The sequence below is a fragment of the Janthinobacterium sp. EB271-G4-7A genome (assembly GCF_020858075.1).
Classification (GTDB): Bacteria; Pseudomonadota; Gammaproteobacteria; order Burkholderiales; family Burkholderiaceae_D; genus Janthinobacterium; species Janthinobacterium lividum.
In genome coordinates, this window is the sequence record NZ_JACYMI010000001.1 from 2,634,959 (window position 1) to 2,651,001 (window position 16,043).

At 61.7% G+C, this 16,043-nt stretch carries 17 protein-coding genes; 11 read left to right on the plus strand and 6 right to left on the minus strand.

Annotated features, from left to right (window positions below; genetic code table 11):
- The first annotated feature begins 51 nt into the window (after positions 1-51).
- From IGS58_RS11855 to IGS58_RS11865, 3 genes are read left to right on the plus strand one after another with little or no spacing between them, the layout of a single operon-like run.
- Positions 52-1,272: an MFS transporter gene (locus IGS58_RS11855; protein WP_230521481.1), complete on the plus strand. Its 1,221-nt coding sequence runs from the start codon at positions 52-54 to the stop codon at positions 1,270-1,272.
- Positions 1,273-1,301: 29 nt separating this feature from the next.
- Entirely contained in the window at positions 1,302-1,691 is a 390-nt protein-coding gene (locus IGS58_RS11860; RefSeq protein ID WP_230521482.1) for a DUF5071 domain-containing protein, read from the plus strand.
- The gene (locus tag IGS58_RS11865; protein WP_230521483.1) at positions 1,672-2,370 is read left to right on the plus strand and encodes a CatA-like O-acetyltransferase; all 699 of its coding nucleotides are present in this window, start codon (positions 1,672-1,674) and stop codon (positions 2,368-2,370) included. The genes IGS58_RS11860 and IGS58_RS11865 overlap by 20 nt, the downstream gene beginning before the upstream one ends.
- On the opposite strand, the gene IGS58_RS11870 is transcribed toward IGS58_RS11865, so the two are convergent.
- Positions 2,367-3,125 (minus strand): AraC family transcriptional regulator, encoded by a 759-nt coding sequence (locus tag IGS58_RS11870; protein ID WP_230521484.1) that lies wholly within the window; start codon positions 3,123-3,125, stop codon positions 2,367-2,369. The genes IGS58_RS11865 and IGS58_RS11870 overlap by 4 nt on opposite strands.
- An 85-nt stretch (positions 3,126-3,210) precedes the next feature.
- Between IGS58_RS11870 and IGS58_RS11875 the strand changes: the two genes are divergently transcribed.
- The gene (locus IGS58_RS11875; protein WP_230521485.1) at positions 3,211-3,978 is read left to right on the plus strand and encodes an alpha/beta fold hydrolase; all 768 of its coding nucleotides are present in this window, start codon (positions 3,211-3,213) and stop codon (positions 3,976-3,978) included.
- Here IGS58_RS11875 and IGS58_RS11880 read toward each other — a convergent pair whose 3' ends face one another.
- The gene (locus IGS58_RS11880) at positions 3,979-4,620 is read right to left on the minus strand and encodes a LysE family translocator (protein WP_070260683.1); all 642 of its coding nucleotides are present in this window, start codon (positions 4,618-4,620) and stop codon (positions 3,979-3,981) included.
- 106 nt (positions 4,621-4,726) lie between these two features.
- Positions 4,727-5,809, minus strand: a complete 1,083-nt coding sequence (locus IGS58_RS11885; RefSeq protein WP_230521486.1) for a YeiH family protein — start codon at positions 5,807-5,809, stop codon at positions 4,727-4,729.
- Between the two features lie 107 nt (positions 5,810-5,916).
- On the opposite strand from IGS58_RS11885, the gene IGS58_RS11890 reads away from it, so the two are divergent.
- Genes IGS58_RS11890 through IGS58_RS11900 form a run of 3 tightly spaced genes read left to right on the plus strand, consistent with a single transcriptional unit; the run spans position 5,917 to position 7,974 of the window.
- Entirely contained in the window at positions 5,917-6,819 is a 903-nt protein-coding gene (locus tag IGS58_RS11890) for a LysR family transcriptional regulator (RefSeq protein WP_034786119.1), read from the plus strand.
- 50 nt (positions 6,820-6,869) lie between these two features.
- Positions 6,870-7,442, plus strand: a complete 573-nt coding sequence (locus IGS58_RS11895; RefSeq protein WP_230521487.1) for a helix-turn-helix domain-containing protein — start codon at positions 6,870-6,872, stop codon at positions 7,440-7,442.
- A 7-nt stretch (positions 7,443-7,449) separates the two neighbouring features.
- On the plus strand, positions 7,450-7,974 hold the full coding sequence (locus IGS58_RS11900) for a GNAT family N-acetyltransferase (protein WP_230521488.1): 525 nt from the start codon (positions 7,450-7,452) through the stop codon (positions 7,972-7,974).
- Positions 7,975-8,009: 35 nt separating this feature from the next.
- Here the strand turns inward: IGS58_RS11900 and IGS58_RS11905 are convergent, their stop codons facing one another.
- Entirely contained in the window at positions 8,010-9,398 is a 1,389-nt protein-coding gene (locus IGS58_RS11905) for a methyl-accepting chemotaxis protein (protein ID WP_329957985.1), read from the minus strand.
- Positions 9,399-9,719: 321 nt separating this feature from the next.
- Between IGS58_RS11905 and IGS58_RS11910 the strand changes: the two genes are divergently transcribed.
- Positions 9,720-9,983, plus strand: coding sequence for a DUF378 domain-containing protein (locus tag IGS58_RS11910; RefSeq protein ID WP_199534280.1), 264 nt, complete (start codon positions 9,720-9,722; stop codon positions 9,981-9,983).
- 182 nt (positions 9,984-10,165) lie between these two features.
- Here the strand turns inward: IGS58_RS11910 and IGS58_RS11915 are convergent, their stop codons facing one another.
- A complete protein-coding gene (locus IGS58_RS11915) occupies positions 10,166-10,573 on the minus strand; it encodes a c-type cytochrome (protein WP_230521489.1) in 408 nt (135 codons plus the stop codon).
- A 151-nt stretch (positions 10,574-10,724) separates the two neighbouring features.
- Positions 10,725-11,603 carry an EamA family transporter gene (locus IGS58_RS11920; protein ID WP_170846261.1) on the minus strand — a complete coding sequence of 293 codons (879 nt, stop codon included), beginning with the start codon at positions 11,601-11,603 and terminating at the stop codon, positions 10,725-10,727.
- Positions 11,604-12,001: 398 nt separating this feature from the next.
- On the opposite strand from IGS58_RS11920, the gene IGS58_RS11925 reads away from it, so the two are divergent.
- From IGS58_RS11925 to IGS58_RS11935, 3 genes are all read left to right on the plus strand, one after another.
- Complete coding sequence (locus IGS58_RS11925) at positions 12,002-14,341, plus strand: NHL domain-containing protein (RefSeq protein ID WP_230521490.1); 2,340 nt, start codon at positions 12,002-12,004, stop codon at positions 14,339-14,341.
- Positions 14,342-14,634: 293 nt separating this feature from the next.
- Positions 14,635-15,303 (plus strand): hypothetical protein, encoded by a 669-nt coding sequence (locus tag IGS58_RS11930; RefSeq protein ID WP_230521491.1) that lies wholly within the window; start codon positions 14,635-14,637, stop codon positions 15,301-15,303.
- A 272-nt stretch (positions 15,304-15,575) separates the two neighbouring features.
- Positions 15,576-15,989 carry a hypothetical protein gene (locus IGS58_RS11935; protein WP_230521492.1) on the plus strand — a complete coding sequence of 138 codons (414 nt, stop codon included), beginning with the start codon at positions 15,576-15,578 and terminating at the stop codon, positions 15,987-15,989.
- The last annotated feature ends 54 nt before the right edge of the window (positions 15,990-16,043 follow it).

Genomic DNA, 16,043 nt, shown 5'->3' on the forward strand with positions numbered 1-16,043 from the left:
GCAGCCAATTGGTGTAAGCTGGTCGCCTCCTGATTTCTTGCATGCACAGTCATGACCGAACCGTCCGCCACTACGCTGTCCGCCACCTCGTCCCCCTCCGACAAATCGATCCGCCGCCGCTCGCTGTTCGCCGCTTGCAGCGCGCATGCCGTGCATGATGGCTTGACGGACGTGATCTATGTGCTGCTGCCCATCTGGCAGGCGCAGTTTGCCATCAGCTATGCCATGGTGGGCCTGTTGCGCGGTTCGTACTCGGGCATGATGGCCGGTTTCCAGTTGCTGGCCAGCCGCCTGGCCAGGCGCTGGGGGCGCGAGCGCCTGCTGGTGGGCGGCACGGTATTGGCCGGGGTCGCCTACCTGATCGCGGGGCAGGCAGGCGGACTGGCCGTGCTGCTGTTCGCCCTGCTGCTGGGCGGCCTGGGCGCCAGCACGCAGCATCCGCTGGCCTCGTCCATCGTCACCGACACGCACGAGGCGGGCGGGGGCGTGAAGGAAGCGCTGTCGCACTACAACTTTGCCGGCGATATCGGCAAGACCCTGATTCCCGCGCTGGTGGGCTTGCTGTTATTGGTGTGCAGCTGGCAAGCCAGCGTCTCCTTGCTGGGTTTGCTGGGCCTGGCGGCGGCCGGCTTGCTGTGGTGGCTGCTGCCGAAACCGGGCGAGCTGCAGGCGGGCGCGAAGAAGGCGGGCAAGACCATCGCCGGCAGCGGCTCCAAGGGAAGTTTTCGCGCCTTGCTGGCCACGGGCACCCTGGACAGCGCTGTGCGCATGGGTTTTCTGACCTTTTTGCCATTCCTGCTGAAAAGCAAGGGCGCGGGCACGGCCGGCATCGGCGTGGCGCTATCGCTGCTGTTCGTGGGCGGCGCCTTCGGCAAGCTGCTGTGCGGCTATCTGGGCGCGCGCATCGGCATGATGAAAACCGTATGGCTGACGGAATCGATGACCTCGCTGCTGATCGTGGCGGGCCTGTGGCTGCCGCTGGCCGGCATCATGGCCATGCTGCCTTTGCTGGGGCTGGCGCTCAATGGCACCTCGTCCGTGCTGTACGGCGTGGTGCCGGAACTGGCAGAGCCCGGCAAGCGAGAGCATGCGTTCGCCCTGTTTTACACGGGCAGCATCGGCGGCGGGGCACTGTCCCCCGTGCTGTTCGGCGCGCTGGGCGACCACACCAGCGTGCACACGGCCTTGCTGGCGCTGGCAGCCGTATTGTTGCTGACCTTGCCGCTGGCGTGGAAGGTGCAGCGAGGCCTGGCGCACGGTGGCCCCGCATGACACGGATCAACCATACAGGAACGCCTTGCATGCACCTGCCATTGCCGCGCGATAAACACGATACGGAGAATGCGCAAGCCCTCATCGCCCTGAGCTGGGAGGAGCTGCGTCCGGCCATGCCGCAGATACTGGAATGGGTGCAAGATGTGAACTGGCCCGTGGCCGGCATTCTCCTGCCGTATTTGGCCGGTATCGGCCCACGTCTTGCCCCCTATGTGAAAACGGTGCTGGCCAGCAACGACGAACAATGGAAGTACTTTGTTTTGCAGGGCATCGTGCGCCATTCGCCCGGGCTGGCGCTTGCCGTGGATAAGGAATTGACACGCTTTGCCCTGGCGCCAACAGCTGCCGAGCTGGAGGAATTCGTGGCCGAGGTAGCCCGGGAGATTTTGGCGGGCAGTGCTGCCGATCCAGCATGACTTGCCCGCCAGCGCCCCCATCGTCTACACTCGCCGCATGAAAAATTTTGAAAAGCGGCGCGACCGCTATGACTTGTTCCGGGTGTTTGACAATCCCCTCGTCAACATCAACTTCCAGCTCGATGTGCCGGACTTTCGGCCCTGGTGCAGGGAGCGGAAAATCCCCGTGTTTCACTTTTTCCTTTTTTGCCTGCTTAATACGGTCAGGGACATCGACAACTTCATGTACCGCATCTACCAGGGCGAGGTGATACGGATCGACGATTTCCCCGCCTCGTACACCGTCATCAACGGCGATGAAAACCTCAATTACACGCGCTTCGCGATGACGGACCAGCTCGACCTGTTCATCGAACGCAGCCTGGAAGCCAAGCGCATCGCCGAAGCGAGCTGCGCGCTGATCAATACGGGCGAGGGAGAGAGCGAGCGCGAACAGCGCAACAATATCTTTATCACCTGTTTGCCATGGCTGGAACTGGCGGCCATCGAACACCCGATCCACCGCCACCGCGACGCCGACATACCGACCTTTACCTGGGGCAAGTTCGGCCCCGCGCAGGGGAACGGCCGCATGCGCATACCGTTTTCCGCACAAGCCCACCATGGTTTTGTCGATGGCTACCATGTGCAGAAACTGGCGCAGGCGTTGGCGCAGCGCATCGCCGCCATCGTCGCCTAGGCCAGATAGTCGCTGGGCGCCTGGCCCAGCACGCGGCGGAAGGCGGCCGTGAAGGCGCTGGGGCTGGCGTAGCCGAGGTCGAGCGCCACGCGGGTGACGGCTTGCCCGTCCGCCAGCCGCGTGATGGCCGCCAGCAGGCACGCTTGCTGGCGCCACTGGGCAAAGGCCAGCCCCGTCTGGGCCCGGAACTGGCGCGTAAAGGTGCGCCGGCTCATGCCGGCTTGCGCCGCCATCGCATCCAGGCTGCTGTCCAGGCTCGGTTGCCGCAGCAATTCCATGCACAGGTGCGCCAGCCGGGGCTGCTGCGGCAGGGGCGCGCTCAGGGGCAATGGCCTGGCAGCGGCAATTTCATCGAGCAGCAAGGCCATCAGTCGTCCGGCCCGCGATTGTTCCGCATACAAGCCATTGACCGTCACGGCCTCGGCCAGCAGTTGGCGCAGCAGCGGCGAAGCGTCCAGTACCTGGCAGTGTGACGGCAAGCCCATCCCTGCGACGGCGGGTGCGTCGATAAACACGTTGTGCATGGTCACGGCGCCATGCATGCGCATGCCGTGGGATAGCTGGGCAGGTACCCAGCAAGCGCGCTGCGGCGGCACCAGCCAGTTGCCTTGCGGCGTGTGCACGCTGATGACACCGCGCGCCGCATACGCAAATTGCCCACGCGCATGGCTGTGGCTGGGAAATATTGCGCCAGAAGCATAGTCGCGTGCCGTGGCGATCAATGGGCGTGGTACTTCCGTATAAAAATTATCCATGGCCCATACTCTACAGTATCTGACCTGACATCGAAAGCGGGCCGCTTGCCGGCCGCTTACCATCACACTCTTTTCAGGAGTGAACATGCACAATACCTGTCATCGCGTGGGCCATGGCCCGCACGCCGTCATCGTCCTGCACGGCTGGTTTGGCGACGCCAACGCTTTTTCCCCGATAGAAGCGGGTCTCGACGGCGGCGCTTTCAGCTATGTCTTCATGGACAATCGCGGCTATGGCGGCATGCGTGGCGCAGAGGGTGAGTATTCGATGGACGAGGTCGCCCGCGACGCGCTGGCGCTGGCCGATGCGCTCGGCTTTGCCACCTTCAGCGTGGTAGGCCACTCCATGGGGGGCATGGCGCTGGAACGGCTGGCCTTGCTGGCCCCCTTGCGCCTGCGCAAACTGGTGGCCCTGGCGCCCGTGCCCTGCTGCGGCGTGGCCTTCGATGCGGCAGCCCGCGCGACGTTTCTCGCGGCTGCCGATAGCGTGGCGGCGCGGCGCGCCATCATCGACCGCAGCACGGGCGGGCGCTTGCCAGCCACCTGGCTGGACTGGAAGGCACAGTATTCGTGGGAAAGTTCGGATCCAGCCGCGTTTGCCGCGTATTTCCTCGCGTGGAGCGAGACGGATTTCAGTGAAGAAATCAAGGCGGCGCGCGTGGAATTGCCATTGCTGGCGCTGGTGGGGGAGCATGACCCCCGTTTCGATGCGGCCCTGATGCGCCGCACGTATCTGTCGTGGTACCCGCAAGCCCGGCTGGAGGTGCTGGGCAATGCGGGACACTATCCGATGAATGAAACACCGCTGGCCCTGGCGGCCAGCATCGAGGCGTTTTTGAAGGAAAAAAACTAGTTACGCCGCCTTGGCGCGCAGGCGCAGCAGGCTCAGGCCCAGCAAGACGAAGGCGCCGCCTGTGATGCGGTTGAACAGCTTGGCGCGGCCCGGTGTGGCCAGCTGGGTTTTCAGCAGGCGCGCCAGGTTGGCGTAGAACAGGTGGGCCAGCATGGCGCAGGCGACAAACGAAGTCGTCAGCACGGTGAACTGGATGGCCACCGGTTCACCCGGCGTGATGAATTGCGGGAACAGTGCCGAGAAGAACAGGATCGCTTTCGGATTGGTCAGCGCGACAGTCAAGCCCTGGCGGAAGAGTTTCCAGAACGAATTAGGATTCGCCGTGCCGGCCACCACGGGCGCATCGGCCACGATGCTGGTCTTGCTGCGCCATTGCTTGATGCCCAGGTACACCAGGTACAGGGCGCCAGCCAGTTTCAGCAACATGAAGGCCGTGGCCGAGGTGGCCAGCACGACGCCCATGCCGGCCATGGCCACGCCAGAAATGATGAACAAGCCAAAGCCATTGCCCATGCTGCTGATCATTGCGCGGCGCGGGCCAACGGCGATGGCGTTCGAGATGGCCAGCAAGACGGCCGGACCGGGAGAAAACGTGACGAGCAGGGCGACGCTGCAGAAAAGCAGCCAGTTCGAGAGATGCATGGGTATTCCTGGGTGGGGCCGAAGCCGGATTGAGAGTCAAAACACATATATTGTACGAAGTTTTCGACTCCCGCGTCAGCGGCCCCGGCTTGTATCAAGCTGCGCCTTAAGCAAACAGGCTGGCGACCACATGGTTGATGGCGGCGCCACCGGCGACGAGCCAGCAGAACAGCAGGCCGGCCAGCAGCAGGGGCTTGATGCCGGCGCGGCGGATGGCCGACATGTGCGTCGTCAAGCCCAGGGCAGCCATGGCCATGGCCAGCAAGACTGTGTCGAGCTCGGTGATGGTGGCGACTGTTCCCGCTGGCAGCAGGCCCAGCGAATTGAATGCCACCACGCCAATAAAGATGAAGGCGAACCAGGGGATGGCCAGCTTGGCCGCCTTGTCGTGGCCGTTGTTGCCACCTTTGGCCTTGCCGCGCGCCAGCACCGCCGACAGGATGACGAGGAAGGGGGCCAGCATCATCACGCGCACCATCTTGGCGATCACGGCCGCATTCGCCGCTTCCTGCCCGATCGACTTTCCGGCCGCCACCACCTGCGCCACTTCATGCACGGTCGAGCCGATGTACACACCAAAGGCAGATGGTGTTGCCGCCAGCACATGCCAGCCTTGATTCAGCTGGTACAGCAATGGATACAAAAAGATGGCGATGGTGCCGAAGACCACGACGGTCGAGACGGCCACGGTGACATCTTCGCTGCGACCCTTGACGACGGGCTCGGTCGCCATCACGGCCGCAGCGCCGCAGATCGAGCTGCCCGCGCCGATCAGGATGGCGCTGTTGCGTTCCAGCTTGAATACCTTGGTGCCAAGGAACATGGCCAGGCCAAACGTGGACGCCAGCACCAGCGCGTCGATGGCGATGCCGGCCAGGCCCACCTGGCCGATATCCTGGAAGGTCAAACGAAAGCCATACAGGATGATGCCGAGCCGTAATAATGTCTGTTTGGAAAAGGTCACGCCCGCGCCGCAGGTGGGCGCCAGGCGGCCATACACGCTATTGCCGAGCACAATGCCCAGCATGATGGCCAGGGTCAGGGCGCTCATGCCGTGGCTTTGCATCCATTCCAGCTTGCCCAGTTGAATGGCGCCCCAGGCGATCACGCCGCTGAGCAGCAGGCCGGGGAGAAGGCGGCCATAGCGGTCGCTGAAACTTGTTGTGTTGCTTGTTGAGAGGGATGACATACCGTACTCCGTGGTTCCTGGTTCGTATGACATGACTGTACAGTTCGTCGATTAAATGGTAAAACGGATTATTTTTGTATCTTTAACCGATTAGATAGGTAGATAAAATGGCGTTGACCTTGCGGCAACTGCAGATTTTCCTCGCCGTGGCGGATACGGGCAGCACCAGTGCGGCCGGTGAGTTGATTGCGCTGTCGCAATCGGCCACCAGCGCGGCCCTGAATGAACTGGAAGCCTTGTTGGGGGCGCAACTGTTCGACCGTGTGGGCAAGCGTTTGCTGCTCAACGACAATGGCCGCCTGCTGTTGCCGCAGGCACGGCAGATGCGCGACGGGGCCGCCAGCATCGAGCGCCAGTTCGCGGGCGCCGACCCGTCCGTGCCCGTCAGCCTGCAGATCGGCGCCAGCACCACCATCGGCATCTATTTGCTGCCGCAGATACTGGCGCTGGCGGCGCAGCAATACGGGCGCAGCATTCCGCAAGTGACCATCGCCAACACGGCCGACATCGCCGCCGCCGTGGCGGAGTTCCGTGTCGATATCGGCCTGATCGAAGGGCCGTGCCACGAAGCGGGCTTGCTGGTGGAGCCGTGGCTGACGGACCAGATGCTGATCGTGGCCGCGCCCACGCACCCGCTGGCGCAGCTGCGACATCTGCTCAGTTTTACGGAATTGAACCAGGCGGGCTGGCTGCTGCGCGAAGCGGGTTCGGGCACGCGCGAAGCCGTGGAGCAGGCGCTGGTGCCGTATCTGCACTATCTGCGCGCCGCGGGCGAGTTCAGCAATTCGGAAGCCATCAAATATGGCGCGGCGGCGGGGCTGGGCATCGCCTGCCTGTCGCGCGTCGTCGTGGCCGATTTGCTGGCCAGCGGGCAACTGGTGGAACTGGAAACCATGCTGCCGCCGCTGGAGCGCAATTTCTATCTGATCCGCCAATCCAGGAAAATCCTTTCCCCGCGCCTGGCCGGCTTCCTGGAGCTGTGCCGCCACGCCACACGCATGGCGGGCTAGCGCGCTCAAACAGCTTGACTGTTTTTCATATGAGGGATAAATTCCCATATATGGAAAATTCGGCACTCATAGAGAACGATACGGAACAGCGGCTGGCGGCCCGTTTAAAGCAGTTGCGTGTGGAGCGGGGCTGGTCGCTAGACCAGCTGGCCAGTGCCAGCCAGGTCAGCCGCGCCACCCTGTCACGCCTGGAAAATGGCGAGGTCAGCCCGACTACAAGCGTGCTGGGCAAGCTGTGCGCCGCATATGGCTTGGCCATGTCGCGCCTGCTACGCATGGTGGAAGACGACTTTCCACCCCTGCTGCGGCGGGCCGAGCAAAGCGTGTGGAGCGACCCGGACACGGGCTTTATCCGCCGCTCCGTTTCGCCCCCGTCGCGCGCGCTGGCTGGCGAAGCGCTCGAATGCGAGCTGGGCGCTGGCGTGACGATCGCCTACGCGGCCTCGCCCCGGCCCGGCATGGAACACCATCTGTTGCTGCAGCAAGGCAAGCTGAACGTGACCGTCGACGGCCGCGCGCACGACTTGCTGGCCGGCGACTGCCTGCGCTACCAGCTGCATGGCCCCAGCGCGTTCACGACGCCGCCGGATAGCGGCGCCCGCTATTTTCTTTTTCTTGTCTGAGGCCACCATGTCCGTATCGCTACGCCATTTTTCATCCACCGATGTACGTGACCGCTTGCCGGAACTGGGGGCCTTGCTGCAAAACTGCGTGCACGACGGCGCCAGCATCGGTTTTATCTTGCCCTTCGACACGGCGGCCAGCCAGGCGTTCTGGACGGATAACGTCTTGCCGGCCGTCACGCGCGGCGTGCGCCTGCTGCTGGTGGCCGAGGTGGACGGGCAGGTGGCGGGCGCCGTGCAGCTGGACTGGGACACCAATCCCAACCAGGCACACCGGGCCGAAGTGCGCAAGCTGCTGGTCGCGCCCGCTTTCCGCCGGCGCGGCCTTGCGCGCCAACTGATGCAGGCGCTGGAAGAACAGGCGCGCCTCTTGCCGCGCAGCCTGCTGACCCTGGATACGCGCAGCAGCGACCATGCGGAACCGCTGTATTTGTCGCTCGGCTATGTGGTGGCCGGCAGCATCCCCGGCTATGCGCTGGCGCCGGCCGGTGACCGGCTGGACGCCACCACGGTCATGTACAAGCAGCTATAGCGAATTTATCGCGGCGAGGCGATGAGCTGGGGAACTCAGGCTTTCAGCCGCGCTCTAACGCTTGCGGAAGACAGGTTTGCCGGCGCGGTGACGGCGTGCGTGGTCTGCGCGGCTACCAGGCTGATGCCGTGCCCGACTTGGGCTGACACTTGATCACGGCTCAGTTTGAAGATGCCCACCGTGCCTGACAGTAGCGTGGCGCGCTGCTGCATGCTGGCCGCCGCCGTCGATGCCTGCTCCACCAGGGCCGCATTTTGCTGCGTCACCTGTTCCATCTGCACGATGGCGGCATTGACTTGTTCGATGCCGGACAATTGCTCGCCGCTGGCCATGCTGATCTCGCCCATGATGTCCGTAACGCGGTGCACGCTGGCCACGATCTCGCGCATGGTGGCGCCGGCCGTGTCGACCAGGCGGGCGCCAGCGTCGACCCGCTCGACGGAGTCGCCGATCAGCTGCTTGATTTCTTTTGCCGCGCCGGCAGAACGCTGGGCCAGGGTGCGCACTTCAGCGGCCACGACGGCAAAACCGCGCCCCTGTTCTCCGGCCCGCGCCGCTTCCACGGCGGCATTCAGGGCCAGGATATTCGTCTGGAAGGCGATGGCGTCGATGACCCCGATGATGTCAACGATCTTTTTCGAGGAAGCGTTGATCGAGCTCATGGTATCAACCACTTGCGCCACGACCGTCCCCCCTTTGCCTGCGACGGCGGCGGCCGATTGCGCCAGCTGATTGGCTTGCCGTGCGTTATCGGCATTTTGCTTGACGGTGCCAGTCAGCTCGTCCATCGAGGCGGCCGTGCGCTCCAGCGAACTGGCTTGCGCCTGCGTGCGCTGTGACAAGTCCAGGTTGCCGGCGGCAATTTCTCCCGAGGCGCCCGCGATCTCGTGCGTGCCGCCGCGCACCTCGCCCACGATCGTGATCAGGCTGGCATTCATGTCTTTCAGGGCCTGCAGCAGTTGCCCCACTTCATCGCGGGAATCGACGCGGATATGTTCGCTCAAGTCGCCGCCAGCCACCTTGCGCGCCACTTTGACGGCATGCCGCAAGGGACGCACGATGCCGCTGCTGATGAACCAGGCCGTCGCCAGGCTCAACACGCCGCCGACCAGGCCCAGCGCAATGATCAGCACGCTGGTATCGTTCGCGCGGGCCATGGCCGCCTCGGCCGCCGTGCGCATCTGCACCGATTGCGTAGCGATCTGCTGATCGAGCTCGCGCAGGGCCGGCTGTTCCTGCGTGCTGTTGCGCGTGGCCTGCAATTGCGCGATGCGCGCGTAGCGCTGGTTCACGCTGCTGTCGATTTCCCCGCTTACCGCCGACAGCTGCCATGTGCTGATGACCACCACCACGGCCAGTAACAGCGAAGTGAGCAAAAAGCCTGTGGTCAGGCGCACACCGATACGTATGTTTGAAATATTCATGTCCCCTCAGCTGTTGTCCCATGGTGGCCGGTTCCCATGCCTGCGGCATGACGCGGCGCTTGTCCCCTGAAGTTGCCGGGGTGAAATGAGTGTAGCAGCGCGGTACTAAGTAATCTATAAATATTTCCATGTTGGAATTAGTCACTGCCTGTTTGGCAACAGCGGCATGGCATGTTGCCAGATAAAATCACCCGCCGTATTGCAGACGCATCCTACCTCGATACCCGGCATCGTCCGACTGGCGCATGCCGGCGCCGCGTCTACACTGTTCCTTGCAAGGACCCGGCGGCGGGTCTTTCTTCTTATTCACAGGAGGCTGACATGGCGAATATCCAGGCAGGATCGGACGGTGCGGCAAATGAGGAAATGACGGCCAAGCGCCTGAACGTGGTGGACTGGATCTCGATGATCCTGCTGATCGTGGGCGGCTTGAACTGGGCGCTGGTGGGCTTGTTCGATATCGATATCGTGGCCCGCATCCTCGGTGCCATGTCGACGGCGTCGCGCGGCGTGTACGTGCTGGTGGGGCTGGCGGCGCTGTATTCCATCTATCTGTGCGTGCGCAAGTTGCCAGCCAAGCCCTAGAGTCGTCTGCGCGACTAGGAGGCGCGCACAAGAAGCGCAAGGGCGTGCTGCAAGCGCCGGGAATTTGATCTGGCGTCAGGGGCCTGATGCCGCCTTGTGCGCGTGCATGCGCCAGCCTGCGTCCAGGCTGGCGCTCGGCCAGCTTGGACGCTGACGTTATTGCATGTGCTTATTGCATGCGCTTACTGCGTGCGCAGATAGGCGAGCAAGTCAGCCACTTGCTGCGCATTACCGATGCCCCAGAAGCGCATGTTATTGCCGGGAATGAAGTCGCTCGGTGCTTTCAGGAAGCCGGCCAGGTTTTGCTCGGTCCAGACGATATTCGCGTTTTTCATGGCCGCCGAGTATTTATAGTCGGTGGTGGAGCCGGCCTTGCGGCCGATCACGCCCGTCAGCTTGGGGCCGAAGCCGCCGCGCGCCGATGGCCCCACCTGGTGGCAAGAGGCGCACTTGCGAAAGGCCGCCTTGCCCGCTTCGGCGTTGCCCGTGAGTGCGGCAGGAGCGGCCGCCTGTGCGGTGACGACTGGCGCCAGCAGCAAGGCTGCGGCGGCGAGAGGGGAGAACCAGCGAAAAAGAAATGGATAGGTCATCGGTGAGGCGAGTGCACGATATGGCAAGCAATGACGTATTTTACAGGCGGGCATCAAAACCTGTCCGTCAGCGGCGCAGCGATGCCAGGCAGCGGCGCAGGAATAGCTGCAGGAAGCGCGCAGGAATCGATGCGGGATGGCCTGAATGGCGCTAGCGCTTGCCGCCCTGCGCGCCGAGCGCCGCCATGGCCGACGCAAACACGATGCAGGCGATGGCCAGCCACTGGGTCAGGCTCAGCAGCTCTCCCAGTACGGCCATGGCGGCAAGCGCGCTGACGGCGGGCGCCGCGCTGCTGAACATGCCGAACACGCCTTGCGGCAAACGGCGAAGGGCAAAGATTTCCAGCGAATACGGCAGGGCGCTGGACAGCATGGCAATGGCCAGGCCCATCAGCGCAATCGATGGCGCCAGCAGGGCCGAGCCCGAATATGCGACGCCGATAGGCACCGTCACCATGGCCGCCACCGTCATGCCCCAGGCCACAGCCTGGCCGCCTTGCAAGGTGGAGGCGCGCTTGCCGAAGATGATATACAGCGCCCAGCACAGCGCCGCTCCCAGCGCATACGCGACGCCGACGGGGTCCAGGCTGCCCGGACTGCCTTGCAGCGGCAACAGCAAATACAAGCCGAACACGGCGCACGCGACGGCCAGCAAATCGCGGGGTCGCCGCGACGACAGCATGGCCACCGCCAGCGGCCCCGTCACCTCGATGGCGACGGCGATACCGATCGGTATCAGCGCAAACGCCCGGTAAATCAGCAGATTCATCAACCCCAGCACGGAACCATAGACCAGCAAGTTCAGCACATCCTTGCGCGTCAGTCGGTAGCGCCACGGCCGGAAGATGGCCAGCAGGATCAGCGCCGAAAATCCGACCCGGTACGCCGTAATCCCTTCCACACCAATGACAGGAAACAGATTCTTCGCAATCGCCGCCCCCAGATTGACGGAAATTTGCCCTCCCAAGACGGCCAGGGAAGGGAGCAGGATGCTGTCTGGGAGGGCGGAGGTCGAGGCAGGGGAGGTCATGAGACGGTATTCTAATATGCCTGAGGCTGGCAGTCGCTGGCAGATTGGTAAGCCGAGGAAATTTAACGAGGTAGTTGCTGACATGACTGGTGCATCGCGGCTTCTTTTTCTATATCATGTTGCAAAATGCGCTACAGTTGTAAAATTGTTTACTAATGATCGGGAGAAGCCGCTCCTAATCGAACAGTCTTTACCATTAGCACATTAAAGACTGATATTAATGCTAATCGGGATTTCGACTAAAAGAGTCGGCAATCGGCCAATACCAGACGTTACGTGATGGAGAAATACACTCATACGCTTGTGACTGGGCTTTTGACGTTGGGGCAAGCTACAAGACGTTGGTAGTAGGCCCACTAGATGTCTCAATCCGCTTCAATCCAACATTCAAGACAGAAATGCGAAAAATAAATTTGCCTATGGCCTGCATCAAGCTGATACCCCTCCTGCTTTTGGCCGCCGTTGCCAGCTGCGGCGGCGGTGGTTCCGCTCCCACCAATACCCCCGCGGCGTCAAACGCGCCATCTATTTCTGCCCAGCCATTGAGCATTTCTGCCCCTGAGGGCGGCAGTGTAACTTTTTCCGTGACTGCCACCGGCACAGCGCCCCTTAGTTACCAATGGCAGCGTAACGGTAGCGACGTGGTTGGCGCCACCTCCGCGCAATACATGCTGCAAGTGCAGGTGAGTGATAATGGCACCCTGTGGACGGTTATCGTGCGAAACAGCGCGGGAAGCATCACCAGCTCCGCCGCCAAACTGACCGTGGCAAGCAAGTCATTGCTGGCGGGCGCCATAGCAGGTAACAGCTTCAATGGCCACGTCGAGATCAAAGGTATCGCTGTGGATGACAATGGTGCCATCTACTTATCCGACCGAGCAGACGACAGTCATTTGCGGGTGGTGACACAACAAGGCGTGTCACACATGCTGACATTGACAGCCGCCGCCGGTGATGCCAATGCGCAGCTGTCGCAGGTGGTCTCGCTGACACGTGATGCCATGGGAAACTTGTACGCGACCGACCAAGGCTGCGTGATACACAAGATCAGCCCCGCAGGTCTGTTGACTACGCTGGCCGGCAGTTCCAGCTGCGGCGCGGCAGATGGCAAAGGAACAGCCGCCAGCTTTGACTCCATGTTGGCGATTACTGTGGATGCCAGCGGCAGTGTCTATGTGGGCGGAGGGGCCACCATCCGCAAAATCACTCCTGACGGCACTGTCACCACCTTGGCTGGCATCTCCCGGACATATGGTACGTCCGACGGCGATGCCAAGTCCGCGCGTTTCGGCGGCATCAGTGGCATCGCGGTGGATACCGCCGGAGCGATTTATGTCGCCGATGCCGGCAGCAATATCAATGGCATCGTTGGCAGCCGGATCCGCAAGTTGACCCCTGCCGGGATCGTATCTACGCTGGCTGGCGGCAGCGCCTACGGCTCCGCCGACGGCGCGGGTGCGGTGGCCACCTTCAGCTCCCTGAACGGCTTAACCATCGATAAGCAGGGCAATCTGTTTGTCGCTGACGAGGGAAATCATACGATCCGAAAAATCACCCCGGCAGGCGTCGTATCGACGCTGGCAGGCACCGCCTCACAACTGCGTCCTGCCGTGGCTGATGGCATCGGTGCGGCTGCGCGATTCAACTTGCCATACGGGCTGGCCGTGGACGGCGCTGGCAATGTATACGTGTCAGATTCCAATCCCGGCCTGCAGCTCAATGGCGTGCGTAAGATTACCCCATCGGGGGAAGTCACTACCATCACCGGCAGCAACGCTGGCATTGGAGTCACAGACGGCTTGGCCAGCGAGGCCCGCTTCGCCGGGCCACAAGCGATCGCTTTGCACAGCGACGGCACCCTCTTTGTCGCTGATACCGGCAATCAGTCGATACGCAGGGTCAGTGCTGTCGGGGTCACTAGCACCTTGGCAGGCAACCCGGGCCATGGCTCCTTCCTGAGTTCGGGCGATGGCACCGGCGCGCAGGCGACATTTGCACAGCCCGCCGGTATCGTTGTAGGCAGTGATGGCGTCGTCTACATAGCCGACGCCTTTCGTAACACCATCCGCAGGGTCGGTAATGACGGAGTCGTGACCACTTTGGCCGGTAGTTACGAAAACAGGAGCCGGCCCACTGATGGCCAGGGCGCCAAAGCAGGTTTCTCCAGCACCAACGGGATTGCGATTGATGGCAACGCTACTTTATACGTCGCAGACTATCAAGCCGTCCGCAAGGTCGATGCCAACGGCAACGTCACTACGCTGACAGGCACTCTGGGGGGCGGGAGCGGAGGCACTGCCGACGGCAGCTTGGCACAGGCGCGCTTCGGCTACCTGAGGGCGATAGCCTTTGACGCCAGTGGCAATTTGTACCTGACGGATTCGCTCAATCACAATGTGCGCAAGATCACGCCAGCCGGTGTCGTGACCACGCTGGCCGGAACAACTGGCGTCGCCGGCGACGCGGACGGCAGAGGCAGCGCTGCAAGCTTCAACGGGCCGCATGGCATCACACTTGATAAGGCTGGCAATGTATATGTCGCCGATACGGAGAACAACCTTGTACGGAGAATTAGTACCAGCGGCGAGGTCACCACGGTGGCTGGCACGCGTGGATTGACCGGCAACACGCTCGGCGCCTTCGCTGGTGCCCTGAATCGGCCGATGGGGCTGGCATTCGACGCCAACGGTGCCTTGCTGGTGACATCAGCGAATGGCGTCTTCAAGCTGCCACTTTAAGAAAGTTATAGGGCCGCCGCCCTTGTGCATTGGCGGCGTCAGGTTCGGCCTTAAAAGGTGGCGTTGCGATCATTTTGACACGCGGGACAGTGTCAGCTTCGAAGGATACGCGACAGGCGGCTTTTGGGCGGTTTCAGGCGAGAGTGAGAGTCTGTGATTTTTGCAGTTGGACAAGCTGCTATGCTGAGCGCTGTCGACCGAGTTCGGCCAAATGCGGTCGTTCAATTGATGCGTGGAGCAGCAAGGTGGCGTCGCGAATAATCATCAAAGTACTCAACAGAACAAGGAACCGTATGGGGACCTACGGCGCTGGTTTATTTCACGACGATACCGCGAGTGAGGTGCGCGAAGACTTTCTCAATCGACTCCGGGAGGGGCATTCTGCGGAGGAGGCGTCGAAGGCGCTCTTGTGTGCGTGGTCCTCGTCCATTGACGATACCGACGATGGCCCGGTGTTCTGGTTAGCACTTGCAGCAACACAATGTGAATATGGATGCTTACAGGCGGAAGTTCTGCACGAGGCGCTGGCGGTGATCGACCGCGACTCTGACCTGGGGAGATGGTCAGGCAAGCTTCTAGAAAAACGGCGCGGAGTCTTGGCGGAACTGCGGACAAAGTTACTCGGCCCGCAGCCTAAAGCCCGTCGCCCGAGAAAGACCAAGAAGGTTGAGCCAGTCCCCAGCCATGAAGTCGCATCCCCAGATGGACGCGGCAAGGCAGTGGCATTCAGTCTGCCCGGCGCTGCATTTATGCAAGTCTATCTAGAGCGGGAGGTCCGCGAATCGCGCGGCGGGGGCAGCGTGTTCGTCGCTTATTGCGCTTTCGATGACGTGGAAATGGAGTGGATGTCGGGGCCGAAGTTGCGCATTTCCTATCCAGCCGGTACTGTGGTAGAGCAGCAATCCAGCCAGCACTTTTACTTTGGCGAGATCATTCCTATCGTTTATCGGTTGAAGGAATAAGAAAACGACACCGGCACATACCGATTGCTGCTGGCCGATGCCTCCACTCTTAGACAACGGCTGCTTTGGGGGGCGGACATTACAAGTTTTATCTGTTTTGCGGATAAACGGACCTTTCTTGCATTTATTGACATTATTAAAGATGGTAAAGTTTAATGTCATTGCTGTGCGCATTGACAATAGTTGAATGAATATGATGAAGGCAGGGCAATCCTGCATTCCTTACTGTTTATCGTGCCGTCTATTTACTTGTAACTCAGGAGTAGTATTGAATGATTGTTTTTAGTATCGGCAACACCAATTTTGAAGTGAATGTAGCGAAATCAAACATTAGTCTGGAAGCTCATGGCAGCGGCATGCTGGAGCTGAATATCGATATCCACGGCGACGATGAGGTGTTTATGCGCTTGACCGAGCCGGAGGATGCGGAATGGTCGTGGGCGTTGTATCCGCCGGCATTTTTCCTGCATGGCTTGCGCATACCGGAAGGGCAGGGAGAAGCGCTGGCGATCGGGATGCTGGATATGCATCCCGAGGCAGAGGAATCGGGTATCTATATGATGGAATATGGTGACGTGTCGGCCATCAACATCATTGAATTGTCGGCGGATCGACTAGCCGTGTCGGGCATGGTGGACTTGTGTGGCAAGCGCCTGCCATTTCATATCGATATGCCGCGCAGATAGTATCGGGGCCGGGCTCCTCGGGATCGGGATGCGCCCCATTAGGGCGCATCCCCC